Below are 18,054 nucleotides of genomic sequence, written 5' to 3' on the forward strand. Positions count from 1 at the left end.
TCAGCGCCATGCAAGCCCGCACGCTAAATTTACCGCAACTTCAACACCTTCGCGCCAATGCTTGACTGGCGACTTGAAAACCTCGGCGAATCATTGATACTGTATATAAATACAGTATTCACGAGTGAGTCTATTATGATGTTCTACAAACCGGTTGAATTGCGTCAGATCGTGTCGATCCCGCTATTTAGCGATTATGTGCAATGTGGGTTTCCCAGCCCGGCGCAGGATTACATTGAGAAGAGGATAGACCTCAATGAACTTTGTATCAGCCATCCTGCGGCAACCTATTTTGTCATGGCCACGGGGATGTCGATGGTTGATGCCGGCATTTATGAAGGAACTCTTCTGGTGGTGGATCGCGGCCTGAAAGCGAAGCATGGCGATATCATCATTGCCTCAGTTGGCGGCGAATACACGGTTAAGCGACTGTGTATGCATCCTGTTATGCAGCTTTTGCCGATGAACCCGGATTTTCCGCCAATTGTGCTGCACAACGACGGTGAAGATCTGGAGATTTTTGGGGTCGTCACTTTCAGCATTAACAAGCTTCGCTAATGTTTGCCCTGGTGGATGTGAATTCATTTTATGCCAGCTGTGAAACGGTTTTCCGTCCTGATTTACGTGGACGTCCCGTCGTGGTGTTAAGCAACAACGACGGCTGCGTGATTGCCCGAAATCACGAGGCTAAACTGCTGGATATCCCCATGGGCACGCCGTACTTCAAAGTGAAATCACAGTTTGCGCGCCATCAGGTGGCGGTATTTAGCAGCAACTACGCTCTTTATGGCGATATGTCTAATCGTGTAATGACGCTTCTCGAAGAGCTGACCCCGGCGGTTTATCAATATTCCATTGATGAAGCGTTCGTGAATCTGAGCGGGATCCATCGTTCTGAAGAGCTTGAGGCCTTTGGTCGTCATGTGCGCAGCACATTATTGCAGTGTACCGGCCTGACGGTGGGGGTAGGGATCGGGCCAACGAAAACGCTGGCTAAGCTGGCTAACTACGCGGCAAAAAGATGGCCGAAATTCGAGGGCGTTGTCGATCTCTCTATACCGGTCCGGCAGAAGAAACTGCTGGAGAAAGTTGCCGTCGGTGAAATCTGGGGAGTGGGGCGACGTATTGCGAAAAAGCTCAACGAGATGGGGATTACAACGGCTCTTGAACTTGCCGGGACGCCCACTTCGCTGATCAGAAAACATTTCAGCGTGGTGATGGAGCGCACCGTGCGGGAGCTGCGCGGCGAGGCCTGTCTTGAGCTGGAAGAGTATATGCCGACGAAACAGCAAATCATCTGCTCGCGCTCATTTAGCCAGAAGGTCAGCGAATACGGGCCGATGCGTGAAGCAATATGCAGCCATGCGGTTCGCGCCTCGGAGAAACTGCGCGCGGAGCACCAGTACTGCCGCTATGTATCCGCCTTTGTTAAAACCAGCCCCTTTGTGGGTAATGAAACCTATTACGGCAATGATGCCGGTACGAAAATACTTATTCCGACGCAGGATAGCCGGGATATTGTCGCTGCGGCGGTAAAATGCCTGGATACCATCTGGCGGGAGGGATACCGATATCAAAAGTGCGGCGTGATGCTGGGGGATTTCTTCAGCCAGGGAGTGGCTCAGCTAAGCCTGTTTGACGATTATCGCCCGCGAGCGAATAGCGAACGACTTATGACGGTCCTTGATACCGTTAACCGGCGGGAAAAAGGCCAGCTCTGGTTTGCCGGACAGGGGATAGAACGTCGCTGGGAGATGAAACGGCATATGCTGTCGCCAGCCTACACCACCCGGTTCAGTGATTTACTACGGGTGAAACTGTAGGCTGGCATGAAGCAAAGATGTCATCCGTTCAGGCAGCGCCAGCGGGAACTTCGCAGGCCGTTTTCCCGATGACGGCTACCCGCCGCTTATTTCAGGGCCGTCAGTTCATCTTCGGTCAGCGCTAAAGTTTGCGTCGTTCCGCTTTCGGCCGATTTCACCGCAGCTTCCAGCACCGCCATCACGGCCAGCGCCTCTAATGGCGACACCGGGTTGCTGATTTTGTCGGTTAGCGCATCGCGAACGTGAATGTAGTACTGGCGCTGATCGCCTTTTGGCGTGCGGATTTCGCGAGACTGTAGATTGGTATCAAATACCACCAGGCTATCATCATCGTAGCCCCAGCTTTCGCTGCCCGGCACCACGCCCGCCAGCAGCTGGCTCTCCTGCTGGTCGGCGCGTTGTTTGACTACGCTGCCTTTATCGCCATGGACGGTGAAGCGCGATACGCCACCCGCCACCAGCATACTGCAGTGCAGAACCACTTTATGCTGGGGGTAGTTCAGGACCACGTGCGCCCAGTCGTTGATTTCCGCTCCTTCACGCAGGGTCGCAATATTTCCCTGCACCGACTGCGGCAGACCGAACAGCTGCAGTGTCTGGTCGATCAGATGCGGACCCAAATCAAACCACAGGCCGCTGCCCGGTACGTTCTGCTCCCGCCAGCGGACGCGCACTTCCGGACGGAATCGGTCGAAATGTGACTCGAAATGTTTAACCTTGCCGATGAGTCCCTGTTCGATAACCTGCTTTACTCCCAGGTAATCGCTGTCCCAGCGACGGTTATGGAACACTGACAGCACCCGCTGTTTCTCTTCCGCAAGCGCAATCAGTTCGCGGGCTTCCTGCATATCTAAGGTAAATGGTTTGTCGACAACGACATGTTTACCGGCGTTTAAGGCTATGCGGGCAAGCGGAGCGTGGGTGGCGTTAGGCGAGGCGATGACCACCAGATCGATATCGGGATGCCGAATGGCCTCTTCTGGCGATGCGATGACGGTGACGTCCGGCAGATCGCGTTTTACTTTCTCTTCATCGCGCGAGGCGACAATCGCCAGATTTAGCCCGTCGACGGACTGGATCAGCGGGGCATGGAAAGTTTTGCCAACGAAGCCGTAGCCGATCAGGGCAATATTAATATTCTTACCGTTAGTCATAAGCATCTCCGCATTATTAAGCTTCAGCGATATTGAGTTGGATTGAGCCGTTATCTTTCAATTCTTCCCAGGGCCGGTCGAGAAAGAGTTGATGAATATCGGCAAGCCCGGCAACCAGCCAGGGCTCGCAGTGATTCAGTTTCATATGATCGGCAACCAGCCAATGCTCTGCGCTGGCCGCCAGCATGGCCCGCTTGACCTCAGCGTCCGCTTCCTGGCTGGCGCTGAGGCCGAGATCGGCATGGAGCGCGCAGGCGCCGAGAATGGCGATATCCGCCCGATAGCGTTCCAGCAGCGACACCGTGGCGTTGCCTGCGAACAAGCGCTGCTGCATATCCCATTTGCCACCCAGCAAAATAAGTTGAATATCCGGGCGTGCGCTGCAGTGCTGGGCAATATCTAAAGAGGTGGTTATCACCGTCATTGGCCCCTGTATCTGGGCGGCGACGGCGAAAACGGTACTTCCCGCATCAAGAAATAGCGTCGAGCCGCAGGGGATCTTTTCCGCCACCATTTTACCCAGACGCTGTTTGGTATCCGGGAGCAGCGTATTCCGGTTCTGGCGGTTCATGAGCGAGAGATTGAGCGCGATGGCGCCGCCGTGGTTTTTCTGGGCGAGCCCCTGTTTTTCCAGGTCGCTAAGGTCGCGGCGCAGAGTGTCCGCAGAAACCTGCAGTTTATCTACCAGCTCGCTGATGGTGACCTGACCTTTTTCAGTAAGAATATCAATCAGGTATTTTTGTCTGGCCGTTTTATGCATTTCTTAATTCCGCAAAATACTGCAATAAACCGCATAATACAGCATTTTGCGGGAAAAGAAATCAAAATGGCCCGGCGAAGCGGGGCATACCGTTTGTCCTCCGGGCCTGCGGCAACGGCAGCTTTTGATACATTTGCAAAGCGTAAATTCTCATCTATCTTTATTCTGCCTATAAGATGGAGGATAAAAGCATGTGTACCCATTTGCACGACAGCGCTCGTCAATACGCAGAAGAGAAAAAATGAACGGCTCCCGCTAGCCTGCAGCCCCGCCAGCCCAGCGTATGGCGGCGGATGATATTGCAGGTTAGACACAGTATCGCAAAGCATATCCATGACCCGCCGCCGGCGGGTTCTTTATTTCAGATGGCTCATTTTTCACTATTGAATTCAGCAGCATGCCCTGATTAGCTCTTGCGTAACCGTTGCGTAAAGCTAGACTACGAAAATGTGCATGAGTTAACGGAGGTCCAGTGGACGCTATTAAGGGATCGGAACTGAACGTACCGGATGCCGTTTTTGCATGGCTGTTAGACGGGCAGGGCGGAGTAAAGCCGCTGGATGATAGCGACATCGTGGATAAAGAACATCCTTGCTGGCTGCATCTCAACTATACCCATGTCGATAGTGCGGAATGGCTGGCATCCACCCCGCTATTGCCCAATAACGTGCGTGATGCGTTGTCCGGAGAAAGCACTCGCCCGCGAGTAACAAGAATTGGCGATGGGGCGTTGATTACGCTGCGCTGCATTAATGGCAGTACCGATGAGCGGCCAGACCAGCTGGTCGCGATGCGTCTGTATATGGATGAGCGCTTAATTGTTTCTACCCGGCAGCGCAAGGTGCTGGCGCTGGATGATGTACTGGGCGATTTACGTGAGGGAACGGGGCCGGTTGACGGCGGCGGCTGGCTGGTGGAGGTTTGTGATGCGCTGACCGACCACTCCAGCGAGTTTATCGAACAGCTTCACGACAGGATTATCGATCTGGAAGATGATTTATTGGATCAGCAGGTGCCGCCGCGCGGCTTTCTGGCGCTGCTGCGTAAACAGCTCATCGTCATGCGCCGATATATGGCGCCACAGCGCGATGTTTATGCAAGACTTGCCAGCGAGCGTTTGCCGTGGATGACGGACGACCATCGGCGACGGATGCAGGATATTGCCGAACGTCTGGGGCGTGGCCTTGATGAGATTGATAGCTGTATCGCTCGCACGGCGATAATGAGCGATGAAATCGCGCAGATTATGCAGGAGTCGCTATCGCGACGAACCTATACCATGTCGCTGATGGCGATGGTTTTTCTACCCAGCACTTTTTTGACCGGCCTGTTCGGCGTTAACCTTGGCGGCATTCCCGGCAACAGCTGGCATATGGGGTTTACTATTTTCTGCATAATGTTAGTCGTTCTCATCGGGGGTGTTACATGGTGGTTGCATCGTAGTAAATGGTTGTAAAGAATCGTCTTTTGTCGCCATGAGGAAGATGAAAACCCGGTAATGTTTGAGCGAAATCAATAAACCATCTACCCATTCAGGGCAATATCTCTCTCGCAGGTGAATGCAACGTCAAGCGATGGGCGTTGCGCTCCATATTGTCTTACTTCCTTTTTTGAATTACTGCATAGCACAATTGATTCGTACGACGCCGACTTTGATGAGTCGGCTTTTTTTTGCGCTCTGTTTCTCAGCTTCTACGCTTAATTGGTGTACCCGCCCATAACCGGGAGTCAATATGCGTTATCAACCGTTGAACTCAATACCTATCCCACCGGAGCCTAACGATCCGGTACCTGTTCACGATCCCAAACCCCGCCCGCGGCCCTTACCCGATCCGCCGCCTGAAGATGAGCCGATTAAATTGTCGCATCGGGAGCGGAGATCTGCGAGGATACGCGCCAGCAGATTGTCCGCCCTTTAATGTAATGCGAGAAAAAATTGTGACCGCTTTTTCAACTCTGAATGCTTTGCCTGCCGCCCAGCTAACCAACCTGAATGAACTCGGATATCTTGCGATGACCCCCGTTCAGGTGGCGGCTTTGCCCGCTATTCTTGCGGGTAAAGATGTACGCGTGCAGGCAAAAACCGGCAGCGGTAAAACGGCGGCATTTGGCCTCGGGCTACTTCAGCACGTTGATGCCTCACTGTTCCAGACCCAGTCGCTGGTATTGTGTCCGACGCGCGAGCTGGCGGATCAGGTCGCGGGTGAGCTGCGTCGCCTGGCGCGCTTCCTGCCGAACATTAAAATCTTAACCCTGTGCGGCGGCCAGCCTTTTGGCGCTCAGCGCGACTCGTTACAGCACGCGCCGCATATTATCGTCGCGACGCCGGGGCGTTTGCTCGATCACCTGCAAAAGGGCACGGTATCGCTGGATGCTCTGCAAACTCTGGTGATGGACGAAGCAGACCGCATGCTGGATATGGGATTCAGCGACGCCATTGATGAAGTGATCCGTTTTGCGCCGGCTTCGCGCCAGACGCTGCTGTTTTCCGCCACCTGGCCGGAAGCGATAGCGGCGATTAGCGGCCGGGTACAGAACCATCCGCAGACCATTGAAATTGATGCCGTTGATGCGCTACCGGCTATCGAACAGCAGTTTTTTGAAACCTCGCAGCATGGCAAAATCGCGCTGCTGCAAAAGTTGCTGAGTCAGCATCAACCCGCTTCCTGCGTGGTGTTCTGCAATACTAAAAAGGATTGTCAGGCCGTCTGCGATTCTCTGAACGCCGCCGGGCAGAGTGCTCTATCGCTGCATGGCGATCTTGAACAGCGCGATCGCGACCAGACGCTGGTGCGTTTTGCTAACGGCAGCTCGCGGGTGCTGGTGGCGACAGACGTTGCCGCTCGTGGGTTAGATATTAAGTCGCTGGAGCTGGTGGTGAACTATGAACTGGCCTGGGATCCTGAAGTTCACGTACACCGTATTGGCCGTACCGCGCGCGCTGGCGAAAGCGGTCTGGCGATCAGCCTCTGCGCGCCGGAAGAGGCGCAGCGTGCGAATATTCTCGCTGAGATGCTGCAAATAAAGCTGAACTGGGTCAGCGGGCCGACGTCTGGCGCCATTGCGCCGCTACAGGCAGAAATGGTCACCCTGTGTATTGATGGCGGTAAAAAGGCCAAGATGCGCGCGGGCGATGTGCTGGGGGCGTTAACTGGAGATATTGGTCTTAATGGCGCGGACATCGGCAAGATCAATGTCCATCCGGCGCATGTCTACGTCGCCGTTCGTCAGGGCGTGGCGCATAAAGCGTTTAAGCAGCTGCAAAACGGGAAAATTAAAGGTAAAGCCTGCCGGGTTCGTTTGCTGAAATAAGCGTGAAAAACGCGTCTCAGGCGAGCTCCTGAGACGCGAAGTCCTTATTTTACTTCGACTACGTTCAGGCGCAGTTCATCCAGCTGCGCGTCATCCTCTTCGGGCTGCCAGCCGGCTGGCTGCATCGGGATCTCTTCGCGATCGAAGGCCAGGTCGCCGCCGTCAACGACTTCAGAGCCGTGTTTAATACCTTTAAAGTCGAACAGGTTTACATCGCTAAGATGGGAAGGCACCACGTTTTGCATCGCGCTGAACATGGTTTCGATGCGTCCCGGATAGCGTTTGTCCCAGTCGCGCAGCATATCGGCAATCACCTGACGCTGAAGGTTTGGCTGCGAGCCGCACAGGTTGCACGGAATAATCGGGAAACCTTTCGCCTGAGAGAAACGTTCAATATCTTTTTCGCGGCAGTAAGCCAGCGGACGAATAACGATATGTTTACCATCGTCGCTCATCAGCTTCGGCGGCATACCTTTCATCTTTCCGCCGTAGAACATGTTCAGGAACAGGGTTTGTAAAATGTCGTCACGGTGGTGGCCAAGGGCGATTTTGGTCGCACCCAGCTCAGTGGCGGTGCGATAAAGAATGCCGCGACGCAGACGTGAGCAGAGCGAGCAGGTGGTTTTGCCTTCCGGGATTTTCTCTTTAACAATACCGTAGGTATTTTCTTCAACAATCTTATATTCAACGCCCAACTGCTCTAAATATTCCGGCAGAATATGCTCCGGAAAGCCCGGCTGTTTTTGATCGAGGTTGACCGCTACCAGCGAGAAAGAGATGGGGGCGCTTTTTTGCAGATTGCGCAAAATCTCCAGCATGGTATAGCTGTCTTTACCGCCGGAGAGGCAAACCATAATGCGGTCGCCATCTTCAATCATATTAAAATCGGCGATTGCTTCGCCGACGTTACGGCGCAGGCGCTTCTGCAATTTGTCGATATTGTATTTTTCTTTCTTGCTAATTTCTTGATTCTGCAGCATTTAATAATGGCTCAATTCATAGTGTGGCATCAGAAGAGCTCGCGTTCTGCCAGCAATCTCATGGCTTTCTGCTGGTGCGTAGCATGTGGCGTGTATGGTACGGATTAGCGAAGGGAATGTCAGCACATTTAAGGTTAAATAAGCCCGACGGGTTATAAAGATAAAAGCCCGCCGAACGGCGGGCTGAGCGGGGATTAGCGCACGACCAGCACCGAACATTCCGCATGGCGGACAACTGCGGCGGCGTTAGAGCCCAGCAGATAGGTGGTGATATCGGGACGGTGCGAAGAAATAATCACCAGATCGGCGGGGAGAGACTTCGCCATTGCGAGAATTTTGTCTTTCGGCGAGCCCTCTGAAACGTGAAGATGGATACGGTCTTCAGGAATAGTAAACTTGCTCACAATCTCTTTCAGCCGCGACTCCGATTCGGCTTTCAGGTCATCCATCGCCGGTAGCTCTGCGGTGTAGGCCATTCCCAGCGAAGCGTAATAGGGAAGGGAGGGAATGACGGTCAGGAAATGCACCTCGGCATCATCGATTCTGGCTTCAGATTCAACGTGCTTGATAACGCGTTCAGTTAATTCTGTATCGGAAATATCGATGGGCACAAGAATCATTCTGTTCATAAAACCTCCTGGTAAGTAACCACTTAAAGTGTAGGCCATCCAGGAGATGAATGTACATTGAACCCAGTCACATTTTCGCTATCAGGCGCGGCGGCGTTCGGTAAATTTACCTTTAATAACGCCATCGTAAAAACGGCCTTTCGAAACAACTTGTAGAAAATCGCGGAAAATACGCGCCGGAACGCCGATATATTGCAGCGTTTTGTTATCGCGAAAGCGAATTTCAAGAATGCCGGAGGATTCATCGTAGGCGACGGAGGTGATTCGGGATGATTTAACAGGATGATGGTGCATGGCTGGCGTCCTCTACGGCTACGGCTTTTCCTGTTAACAATATATCATTCATTGGATGATTGTTTTAGGCTAATAGATATATTGTTTTGTTTTGAATGTAGCGGTCATAGGCGAGAGCAAGTAAGCCCGCCGTCGCCAGCGGGCTGCAACATCAGAACTGATACACCAGGCCCAATGCTACGACATTATCTGTAGATATGCCGTTGTCTTTGTAGAAAGTATCATCGTCGTCCAGCAGGTTGATTTTGTAATCAACATAGGTGGACATATTGCGGTTGAAGTAATAAGTTGCTCCAATGTCGACATATTTAACCAGATCTTTATCGCCAGTATTTCCTGCCGGATTAGCCGCATTGCCCTGCATAACCAGATCCTTACCTTTAGACTGCAGATAAGAGATTGCCGGACGGAGGCCGAAGTCGAACTGGTACTGCGCCGTCACTTCAACGTTTTGTGTTTTATTGGCGATAGTATCGCTGTTATTGCCATATGGGGTCATATTGCGGGTTTCAGAATACATGGTCGCCAGGTAGATGCTGTTGGCATCATATTTTAAACCCGCAGTCCATGCGTCTGCTTTATCGCCTCCTGCCGTAGAAGCGTGGGTCTGCTCATTGGTTCGGTCAGAAGAGCTATAGGCCGCCGCAGCGCTTATGCCCATGCCCAGATCGTAAGAGGAGGAGATACCGAAGCCGTCACCGTTAGCGTTTTTAACGTTACGGCCATTGCTGTTCGCGGTGCCTTCCTGATACTCGTGGCTGGACTGATTTTCATTTTTACCCTGATACTGCAGGGCAAAATTCAGGCCGTTGACCAGGCCGAAGAAATCGCTGTTGCGGTAGGTGGCAACGCCGTTTGCGCGGCCGGTCATATAGTTATCCGCTTTGCTGTAGGTATCGCCGCCGAACTCTGGCAGCATATCGGTCCAGCCTTCAACGTCGTACAGTACGCCGTAGTTACGACCATAATCAAATGAACCATAGTTAGCGAATTTCAGGCCGGCAAACGCCAGACGGGTCCACGCCTGATCGCCTGAGCTTTCGGTATTGTTTGCCTGGACGTTATATTCCCACTGACCGTAACCGGTTATGCGATCGTTAATCTGGGTTTCTCCTTTGAAACCAAAGCGAACATAAGTCTGATCGCCATCAGAGTTATTATCATCAGAGAAATAATGCAGGCCATCTACTTTGCCATAGAGGTCCAGTTTATTGCCATCTTTATTATAAATCTCAGCGGAGTGAGCAGCGCCAGCAGCTAATAATGCTGGTATAACGAGGGCCAGTACTTTTCTTTTCATTTAGATAATCCTTTAGCGGTTTTTGTTTTAGCTTCCTCCGGGGAAGTGAACTCATGCTAAAGGAGCAAATTAATATATGGTAAATATCAATTGTTACGATATAAGTAAAATCTAAAATAAATAATTCGAAGGAAATGATGATAATTGCAATGAATGGGTTTGCGGGAAATATATAAAATAAAAATTATACATGCCGGTTTTAATGTCGTATTATCCGGCCGTTATATGCCTTTTATTGTCACCTGAAAATTAATGTTGCTGTTCGTTCCTGAGAATGGTTTTTATTGGACGGTAAAATGACAAGCCCGAATTAATATTCGGGCTTTTTTTATATTCCAGAAAAACGTCGACCGGTTAACTTTCGGCTGCTGGTTTTTCCGCCTTACCGGCCAGCTGTGCAAGGAAGTCATAGCGTTTTTGCAGATCCGCAGCCGCATCCTTCCACAGCTGTTCCGCTACCTCCGGCTGTTGCGCGTTCAGACGACGGAATCGCTGTTCGTTCAGTAGCGTTTCTGCCAGCGCATCCGATGGCGGACGCGAGTCCAGCGCCAGTGGGAGCTTACCTTCATCGGCACGACGTGGATCGAAACGGTACAGCGGCCAGAATCCAGTGGCGGTCAGCTGGCGCATCTGATCGTGGCTCAGGGCCAGATCGTAACCATGCTCCTCGCAGGGGCTGTAGGCGATAATCAGCGATGGCCCCGGATAAGCTTCCGCTTCCTGAATCGCTTTTACCGTCTGGTTGAGCTGCGCGCCCAGCGAGATCTGCGCAACATACACGTGGCCGTACATCATCATGCTGACCCCGAGGTCTTTACGCGCCTTACGCTTGCCGTGCTCGCCGAACTTAGTGACTGCCCCCAGCGGGGTGGCTTTCGATGCCTGGCCGCCGGTGTTGGAGTAGCACTGGGTATCGAGCACCAGAATATTGACGTTTTCGGTCAGGCTCAGGACGTGGTCAAGGCCGCCGAAGCCGATATCATAGGCCCAGCCATCGCCGCCTATCAGCCAGATCGATTTCTCGACCAGCGCGTCGGCGTCGGTCAACAGCTCCTTCGCACCTTCTTCATTTGCCAGCACATTGCGTAGCTCGGCCACCTGTTCGCGGCGCGCCTCAGGCGTTGCTTCCGCATGGAGAGCGGCGTTGAGCTCGGCCGGAAGCTTATCGGCAAACTGCGACAGCAGACGCATAACGCGTTGCCGGTGCTGGTCGACGGTGAGACGGAAGCCGAGGCCAAATTCGGCGTTATCCTCGAACAGCGAGTTGGCCCATGCCGGACCGCGACCATTGGCATCGGTAGTGTACGGTGTGGAAGGGAGGTTGCCGCCATAGATTGATGAACAGCCGGTTGCGTTAGCGATCAGCATGCGGTCGCCGTAGAGCTGAGTCAGCAGCTTGATATAGGGCGTCTCGCCGCAGCCGGAACAGGCGCCGGAGTATTCGAACAGCGGGCTTATCAGCTGCGAGGTACGGATATCGATACGTTCCAGCTTGCTGCGATCTATTTCCGGTAGCTTGAGGAAGTAGTCATAATTCACCTTCTCTTCTTCAACATGTTCAAGGCGCGACATCATATTAATGGCCTTGATTTCCGGGTTCTGCCGGTCTTTTGCCGGGCAAACCTCGACGCAAAGATTACAGCCGGTGCAATCTTCCGGCGCAACCTGCAGAACGTATTTCTGGCCGCGCATATCGCGGGATTTGACGTCCAGAGAGTGCAGGCTGGCCGGCGCGTTTTCCATGGCTTCCGGGGAGACCACTTTAGCGCGGATTGCCGAGTGCGGGCAGGCGGCAACGCAGTGGTTACATTGGGTGCAAAGCTCTTCCTTCCAGATTGGGATCTCTTCGGCGATGTTACGTTTTTCCCAACGGGTGGTGCCCATTGGCCAGGTGCCGTCAGGCGGCAGAGCGGAAACCGGAAGCGCATCGCCGAGTCCGGCCAGCATTGCGGCGGTTACGGTTTTGACGAAATCCGGCGCGGCGTCGGAGACGACCGGCGGACGGTTCGGGCTGCTGGCGTCCACCTGCCGCAGCGGTACTTCGGCCAGCGACTCGCGCGCGAGGGCCAGCGCCTGCCAGTTACGCTCCACCAGCTCCTGGCCTTTGCTACTGTAGCTTTTGGCAATCGCGCCCTGTAGTTCCGCCAGCGCGCTATCGCCCGGCAGGATCTGCGTCAGATGGAAAAATGCCATCTGCATAACGGTATTAATACGCGCGCCGAGGCTGCATTCGCGGGCAATTTTTGCCGCGTTGACGATAAAGAAACGTGCTTTTTTCTTATTCAGGGTAGCCTGGACTTCCTGCGGCAGACGCGACCAGACTTCGTCGGCGCTGTACGGTGTGTTAAGCAGGAATATGCCGCCAGGCTTCAGCCTCTCAACCATCTGATATTTATCGATAAACTGCAGCTGATGACAGCCGACGAAATCCGCCTGCGAAATCAGATAAGAAGAACGAATCGGCTTCTCGCTAACGCGCAGATGGGAAACGGTCAGGCCGCCGGCTTTTTTCGAGTCATAGACAAAATAGCCCTGTGAGAACCACGGCGTTGAGTTACCAATAATTTTGATATTGTTTTTGGTGGCTGAGACGCTACCGTCACTGCCGAGCCCGTAGAAAAGGGCTTCCAGCTTTGCTTCCGACGGCAGGGAATTTTCTGGCAGCGGCAGGGACAGGTTGGTAACGTCGTCGTAAATGCCAACGGTAAAGCGCGGTTTTGGTTTGGCGGCGTTCAGTTCGTTGAAGATAGCCAGGACGCACTCCGGACCGAACTCTTTTGACGAGAGACCGTAGCGACCGCCGATGGTACGCGGCAGGGTTTCTCGTTCGCCGCGGTTGAAGGCTTCCGCCAGCGCGGTCATCACATCAAGATATAACGGTTCTGCCTGAGCGCCGGGTTCCTTGGTGCGATCCAGCACCGCCACCGCCCGGGCGCTTTGCGGCAGAACGTCCAGCAAATGCGCAGCAGAGAAGGGGCGGTAAAGACGAACTTTCAGTACGCCGACTTTTTCACCGCGGCCCAGTAATTCATCCACCACTTCCTCACAGGTACCAATAGCGGAGCCCATAATCACGATAACGCGTTCGGCCTGAGGATGCCCGTAGAACTCAAAGGGTTTGTATTTACGTCCGGTAGCGGCAGCGAAATCGTCCATCGCTGTTTCAACATGCTCGTAGACCGCGTCATACCATGGATTCGTTGCTTCACGTGACTGGAAATAAGTATCCGGGTTAGCTGAAGTACCGCGGATCACCGGATGCTCCGGGTTAAGGGCTCGCTGGCGGTGTTCGTCGATTTTATCCTGCGGTAGCAGGCTGCGAATAGTATCGTCGGCCAGCGGAGCGATTTTGTTGATTTCGTGAGAAGTGCGGAAACCATCAAAGAAATGAATAAACGGTACCCGGCTTTGCAGGGTGGCAATGTGCGAAATCAGAGCAAAGTCCTGCGCCTCCTGAACGCTACTGGCGCAAAGCATCGCGCAGCCGGTCTGGCGTACGGCCATCACGTCAGAGTGATCGCCAAAGATAGAGAGCGCGTGGGTGGCTACGGTACGGGCGGCGACGTGCAGAACAAACGGCATCAGCTGGCCTGCCAGTTTGTACAGCGTCGGGATCATCAGCAGCAAACCCTGCGATGAAGTAAAGGAGGTCGAGAGGGCGCCGGTTTGCAGCGCGCCGTGTACGGCACCGATTGCCCCTGCTTCCGACTGCATTTCGACCACGCGCGGAACATCGCCCCAGACGTTTTTCAGTCCGTTACCAGCCCAGGCGTCCGCCTGTTCAGCCATGGTGGAGCTGGGGGTAATCGGGTAGATGGCGATAACTTCACTGGTGCGAAACGCGACAGAAGCGACCGCGCCATTACCGTCAATAGTGATCATATAAATACTCACATTGCTAAATTTTTGATAAATGATGTTTTAATGCTCAGTAATGCAACCTGAACACTCGCTCATGTGTGCCCGGGAACCCGCATTAGCGTAAGTACTCCGGTATCTTATAAATTCATTTTTCTCCTGCCATTCACGGGTGATGCGTTACCCGTCTGCTGGCGGCAGGACTACCTTGTTGGTGACTGACCGCTTAAGTATAGACGCCAGAGAAAGATGGTTTTTTGATCTCCGGTGGCTACAAAATCCATAATTTAAATAAATTAATTCAACTTATTACTCGGGCGTTCACGTATGAACGTTACCCTACACCAAAATCGGGGGCGCCATTTTTCCATAAGTAGCAATGTTGTCGGTCGTTCCGCGCCACACGATCCGTTGCAGGATTTTTTTATAACCTATAGGTAATTTAATGGAGTTTTGCTATATTTTGGATACCTGATGGTAAATGGCGTAACAATAATGGCTATGGACAAATACGAAATCAGAAGGCAGCGCTTGCTCTGGATCCGTGATAATTTATGCGGTGGTAAAGCTATTGATGTAGCCCGTACAATTGGCCGGGAGCCTTCCTATGTTTCAAGGATGCTCTACCCCGAAGGCAAGAAGCAAAAGAAAAGGATAGCTGACGAAATGGTCGAACTTATTGAGTCTTCGTTCAATCTGCCCCGCGGATGGATGGACGGTATCACCGGGAATGTTGATGTTGAAAAAGAGCCGGTGGAGGATTCTCCTCAGATGAACTATGTGATTGAGGTTCTGGATGCGCAGGCCAGCGCGGGACCGGGTTGCATAGTCTCAAGTGAGGTTGATGAGACGGTCAGCAGTATTACCTATGACTCCGTAGGCGCGCTGAGACTTTTTGGTAATAGACCCGCTGAACATATCAAAGTGATCACCGTATCCGGCGATAGCATGTCTGGAACCATTGAGACCGGGGATTACATTTTTATTGATGTTTCAAAAGATTACTTTGAAGGTGACGGTATTTATGTCTTTTCTTTTAAAGGTGCCGTTCTGGTGAAGCGTCTTCAGTTTACGGCGGATGGTCTGTTGGTTCACTCCGATAACAGCAAGTATGCGGACTGGACGATTGGCGAAAGCCATGAACAATATCTGAAGATTATTGGGCGCGTTATTTATAGCCATAGCGTCAAACGTTTCGTTTAAATACGCCGCATAATCCCGGACACGCCATCTGCTTTCAGGTATCGGTGCTTATTTAGCTGATTAAATTCCCGCAGGTATGCTGCCCGTATGTAGGGGCATATCGGCGGGATCGTTCGATCATCCTGACATTCTCAGTTCTCAGTTCTCAGTTCTCAGTTCTCAGTTCTCAGTTCTCAGTTCCCAGTTCCCAGTTCCCAGTTCCCAACCATCCTTGTCTCCTTCGTTTTAACCACTTTCCAGCGTATTGAAAAAATACCATTTCATTTCAATGAGTTGCATTTATTATCTTAAAAATATACCTACAGGTATTTATTTTTAGATTACCTTTGGGTATCATTTGTTTCGTCAGCTTGATGCGTACCACCATCTTGATGATGAATACAACGATTCAGGGATGAATCTACGTGGCTGAAAAGCCAGCGCCACCAGGCAATGCGCTTTGGGGTGAGGCCATTGGGCAGCAGGAGAGTTACCTGCGATTCCGATGAACCACCGCCAAAGCTCACTAAGGAGGTCGCCATGTCCCGTAAAACGCCGTTTAATGGTTCCGCGGCGGGTAGACGCCGCGCACAGCGCTCGCACTTACAAAATTCGGCAGCCCTCAGTTCAGATTTCATTCACCGGCCAACACCTTGTCGCGCTCAGATACAGGCGAAGGGGAAACATTATACGCCTGAGCGTATTGAGGATGCGCTGCCGATTAAATTTATTGCTCAGGATGTTTTTTGGCACCGGGAAGAATATAAACGTCAGATTTTGCGCGCAACTCTCATTTACCAACAAGAGTTTGCTCATCGTTATATTGAGCCAGGAACATATCTGTGCCACAGAGCAATTTATGCGCTTGGTCTGCAAAAAAGAAAGAAAATTACGGCGAGGTAAAAGTGGTGGTGATATCAGGCATTACGCTGCGTTTCGTGATTAATCACCAAAAAATAAAATGAAAGAAAGGAGGGTAAATGTCCGATCCTGTTTCCGGTACGTCGGCATTTGTTGCTGGTGGATTAATGGGAGCTGGTATGTTTGGGTTGGTAACAGGTATTGATTATGGCGTGGTGTTTGGGGCTTTTGCTGGCGCTGTATTTTATGTGGCGACGGCAGTCAATATCCCGCGTTTTAGACTGGCTGCCTATTTCATTACTTCTTTTATTGTCGGCGTTCTTGGGGCCGGGTTAATTGGTACTAAACTGGCATCCTGGACAGGGTATAATGAAAGGCCTTTAGACGCTTTAGGCGCTGTACTGCTCTCAGCACTAATTATTAAGATACTGACCTTTCTGAATAATCAAGAGCTGACCGACCTGTATAAAATATTAACCCGCAATAATAATGGGCGTTCGAATGGAAAGTAACCTTCCTGCGCTAATTAATTCAGTTCTCTGTTTTTTTATTACCGTGAATTTGATGTTTTATCGACGAGTCCAGGACAGAACATATCGTCCATGGATATCATACACAGCTTATTTACTGGTAATAACCTATGCCAGCATACCTTTTCGCTATCTCTTCGGCTTGTATGAATCGACGCATTGGCTGGTGGTCATAGTTAATTTTTTTGTCTTTATTGCGGTATTCCTGGTTAAGGGAAATATTGCACATTTAATCGATAAATGAGGTATGTATGAGTAAAGATGATATTTTTAATGCCATATTGGATAAGGAGGGCGGTTATGTAAATCATCCTGATGATAGAGGCGGCCCGACGAATTGGGGAGTTACTCAGGCGACCGCCCGGGCTCATGGTTATGATGGTGATATGCGAAAACTGACGCGCCAGCAGGCGCTGGATATTCTTCACGCTGACTACTGGATTGCGCCCCGGTTCGATCAGGTGGCTGAGATATCTACCGCAATCGCTGACAAACTGTGTGATGCCGGTGTCAATATGGGACCTTCTCAACCAGGCAAATGGCTTCAACGCTGGCTAAATGCTTTTAATAATCGCGGAGTACTTTATCCCGATCTCATTATTGATGGTGTTATTGGTCCCCGAAGCTTAAATGCCCTGAATCATTATCTTATTCGCAGGGGGAGTGAAGGCGAGCTTGTCCTGTTGCGAGGATTAAACTGTAGCCAGGGCCAGTATTATCTGGAGTTAGCTGAAAGAAGAGCTGCCAATGAATCATTTATATATGGTTGGTTGAGAATGCGAGTATCTATGTAATTTACTGTATTACTAATTTAATAAGTTCATAATCGAAATCTGGAGACATAGAATATGTATACATCAAATGATTTAACCCTCTCAATGTTTTACTCATCGGCCATTGCTGAGGAAACCGGCAATAAAATTGCAACGCTCACCGTGCAAACCATGGGGCCATCGGCGGAAATTCTACAAATCAGTAAGCTGCATTGTATTACTGATGAAACCAGAACGAAAAACTATAGTATTGGTGAACAATTTATTGCTAATGGCTCCGATCCTCTTCTTGCAGCTATCGAAACCTGGTGGCGTGATAATTCTGCTATTTTAATTCAGGAGCTCATGGTGGAAGTTATGGATTTCATTTCCGGTAACATCAACCAAAACGCAACCTGGATTGGCCAGTATGGAATGAAGATTTTTGAAAATGAGCCGGTGACAAAACGTATGCCTGATAGCGTATTACAGAACGGTAGCTCCACGGACGCCTGAAAAATTACCAGGGAAATGACTTTGGTTTTAAAGCGTAATCACGATAACGCATAACAATAAGTCATAATTAAACAAGCTTTTCTTTTTATAAATTACATTCAAA

The 18,054-nt window shown here is 51.4% G+C and carries 19 protein-coding genes; 11 read left to right on the forward strand and 8 right to left on the reverse strand.

Translation table 11 applies throughout. The annotated features are described in order from the left end of the window. Positions 1-135: 135 nt before the first annotated feature. Entirely contained in the window at positions 136-558 is a 423-nt protein-coding gene (gene umuD / locus GJ746_RS11355; RefSeq protein ID WP_154680282.1) for a translesion error-prone DNA polymerase V autoproteolytic subunit, read from the forward strand. Next, positions 558-1,823, forward strand: coding sequence for a translesion error-prone DNA polymerase V subunit UmuC (gene umuC / locus GJ746_RS11360; protein ID WP_154680283.1), 1,266 nt, complete (start codon positions 558-560; stop codon positions 1,821-1,823). The genes umuD and umuC overlap by 1 nt, the downstream gene beginning before the upstream one ends. Positions 1,824-1,909: 86 nt before the next feature. Here the strand turns inward: umuC and GJ746_RS11365 are convergent, their stop codons facing one another. The 3 genes from GJ746_RS11365 to GJ746_RS25225 are packed head-to-tail and all read right to left on the reverse strand — an operon-like array spanning position 1,910 to position 4,072. Next, positions 1,910-2,977 (reverse strand): oxidoreductase, encoded by a 1,068-nt coding sequence (locus tag GJ746_RS11365; protein ID WP_154680284.1) that lies wholly within the window; start codon positions 2,975-2,977, stop codon positions 1,910-1,912. Between the two features lie 16 nt (positions 2,978-2,993). Beyond that, complete coding sequence (locus tag GJ746_RS11370) at positions 2,994-3,737, reverse strand: DeoR/GlpR family DNA-binding transcription regulator (protein WP_154680285.1); 744 nt, start codon at positions 3,735-3,737, stop codon at positions 2,994-2,996. Then, positions 3,707-4,072 (reverse strand): hypothetical protein, encoded by a 366-nt coding sequence (locus tag GJ746_RS25225; RefSeq protein WP_195908827.1) that lies wholly within the window; start codon positions 4,070-4,072, stop codon positions 3,707-3,709. The genes GJ746_RS11370 and GJ746_RS25225 overlap by 31 nt, the downstream gene beginning before the upstream one ends. Before the next feature lie 137 nt (positions 4,073-4,209). Here GJ746_RS25225 and zntB point away from each other — a divergent pair, with 137 nt between their 5' ends. From zntB to dbpA, 3 genes are all read left to right on the forward strand, one after another. After that, entirely contained in the window at positions 4,210-5,193 is a 984-nt protein-coding gene (gene zntB / locus GJ746_RS11375) for a zinc transporter ZntB (RefSeq protein ID WP_154680286.1), read from the forward strand. A 277-nt stretch (positions 5,194-5,470) separates the two neighbouring features. Next, on the forward strand, positions 5,471-5,656 hold the full coding sequence (locus tag GJ746_RS25540) for a hypothetical protein (RefSeq protein ID WP_319933622.1): 186 nt from the start codon (positions 5,471-5,473) through the stop codon (positions 5,654-5,656). A gap of 19 nt (positions 5,657-5,675) precedes the next feature. Continuing rightward, the gene (gene dbpA / locus GJ746_RS11380; RefSeq protein WP_154680287.1) at positions 5,676-7,049 is read left to right on the forward strand and encodes an ATP-dependent RNA helicase DbpA; all 1,374 of its coding nucleotides are present in this window, start codon (positions 5,676-5,678) and stop codon (positions 7,047-7,049) included. Positions 7,050-7,093: 44 nt separating this feature from the next. Here dbpA and ttcA read toward each other — a convergent pair whose 3' ends face one another. The 5 genes from ttcA to nifJ form a co-directional block, all read right to left on the reverse strand. Further along, positions 7,094-8,029 (reverse strand): tRNA 2-thiocytidine(32) synthetase TtcA, encoded by a 936-nt coding sequence (ttcA, locus tag GJ746_RS11385; RefSeq protein ID WP_154680288.1) that lies wholly within the window; start codon positions 8,027-8,029, stop codon positions 7,094-7,096. A 194-nt stretch (positions 8,030-8,223) separates the two neighbouring features. Then, on the reverse strand, positions 8,224-8,658 hold the full coding sequence (uspF, locus tag GJ746_RS11390; RefSeq protein WP_154680289.1) for a universal stress protein UspF: 435 nt from the start codon (positions 8,656-8,658) through the stop codon (positions 8,224-8,226). 81 nt (positions 8,659-8,739) lie between these two features. Further along, positions 8,740-8,952 (reverse strand): KTSC domain-containing protein, encoded by a 213-nt coding sequence (locus GJ746_RS11395; protein ID WP_154680290.1) that lies wholly within the window; start codon positions 8,950-8,952, stop codon positions 8,740-8,742. A 151-nt stretch (positions 8,953-9,103) separates the two neighbouring features. Next, positions 9,104-10,252, reverse strand: coding sequence for a porin OmpC (ompC, locus tag GJ746_RS11400; protein WP_154680291.1), 1,149 nt, complete (start codon positions 10,250-10,252; stop codon positions 9,104-9,106). A gap of 354 nt (positions 10,253-10,606) precedes the next feature. After that, positions 10,607-14,134 carry a pyruvate:ferredoxin (flavodoxin) oxidoreductase gene (gene nifJ / locus GJ746_RS11405; protein WP_154680292.1) on the reverse strand — a complete coding sequence of 1,176 codons (3,528 nt, stop codon included), beginning with the start codon at positions 14,132-14,134 and terminating at the stop codon, positions 10,607-10,609. A 477-nt stretch (positions 14,135-14,611) separates the two neighbouring features. Here nifJ and GJ746_RS11410 point away from each other — a divergent pair, with 477 nt between their 5' ends. The 6 genes from GJ746_RS11410 to GJ746_RS11435 all read left to right on the forward strand — a co-directional run bounded on the left by GJ746_RS11410 (position 14,612) and on the right by GJ746_RS11435 (position 17,951). Beyond that, the gene (locus GJ746_RS11410; protein WP_195908861.1) at positions 14,612-15,313 is read left to right on the forward strand and encodes a helix-turn-helix transcriptional regulator; all 702 of its coding nucleotides are present in this window, start codon (positions 14,612-14,614) and stop codon (positions 15,311-15,313) included. A gap of 519 nt (positions 15,314-15,832) precedes the next feature. Then, positions 15,833-16,195, forward strand: coding sequence for an antitermination protein (locus tag GJ746_RS11415; protein ID WP_154680293.1), 363 nt, complete (start codon positions 15,833-15,835; stop codon positions 16,193-16,195). Positions 16,196-16,272: 77 nt separating this feature from the next. Beyond that, positions 16,273-16,665, forward strand: coding sequence for a phage holin family protein (locus tag GJ746_RS11420; RefSeq protein ID WP_154680294.1), 393 nt, complete (start codon positions 16,273-16,275; stop codon positions 16,663-16,665). Further along, on the forward strand, positions 16,655-16,927 hold the full coding sequence (locus GJ746_RS11425) for a phage holin family protein (RefSeq protein WP_154680295.1): 273 nt from the start codon (positions 16,655-16,657) through the stop codon (positions 16,925-16,927). The genes GJ746_RS11420 and GJ746_RS11425 overlap by 11 nt, the downstream gene beginning before the upstream one ends. A gap of 7 nt (positions 16,928-16,934) precedes the next feature. Further along, a complete protein-coding gene (locus GJ746_RS11430) occupies positions 16,935-17,477 on the forward strand; it encodes a glycoside hydrolase family 108 protein (RefSeq protein ID WP_154680296.1) in 543 nt (180 codons plus the stop codon). A 54-nt stretch (positions 17,478-17,531) separates the two neighbouring features. Then, complete coding sequence (locus GJ746_RS11435) at positions 17,532-17,951, forward strand: hypothetical protein (protein WP_154680297.1); 420 nt, start codon at positions 17,532-17,534, stop codon at positions 17,949-17,951. Positions 17,952-18,054: the final 103 nt, after the last annotated feature.

This window comes from Klebsiella oxytoca (assembly GCF_009707385.1).
GTDB classification, from domain to species: domain Bacteria; phylum Pseudomonadota; class Gammaproteobacteria; order Enterobacterales; family Enterobacteriaceae; genus Klebsiella; species Klebsiella oxytoca_C.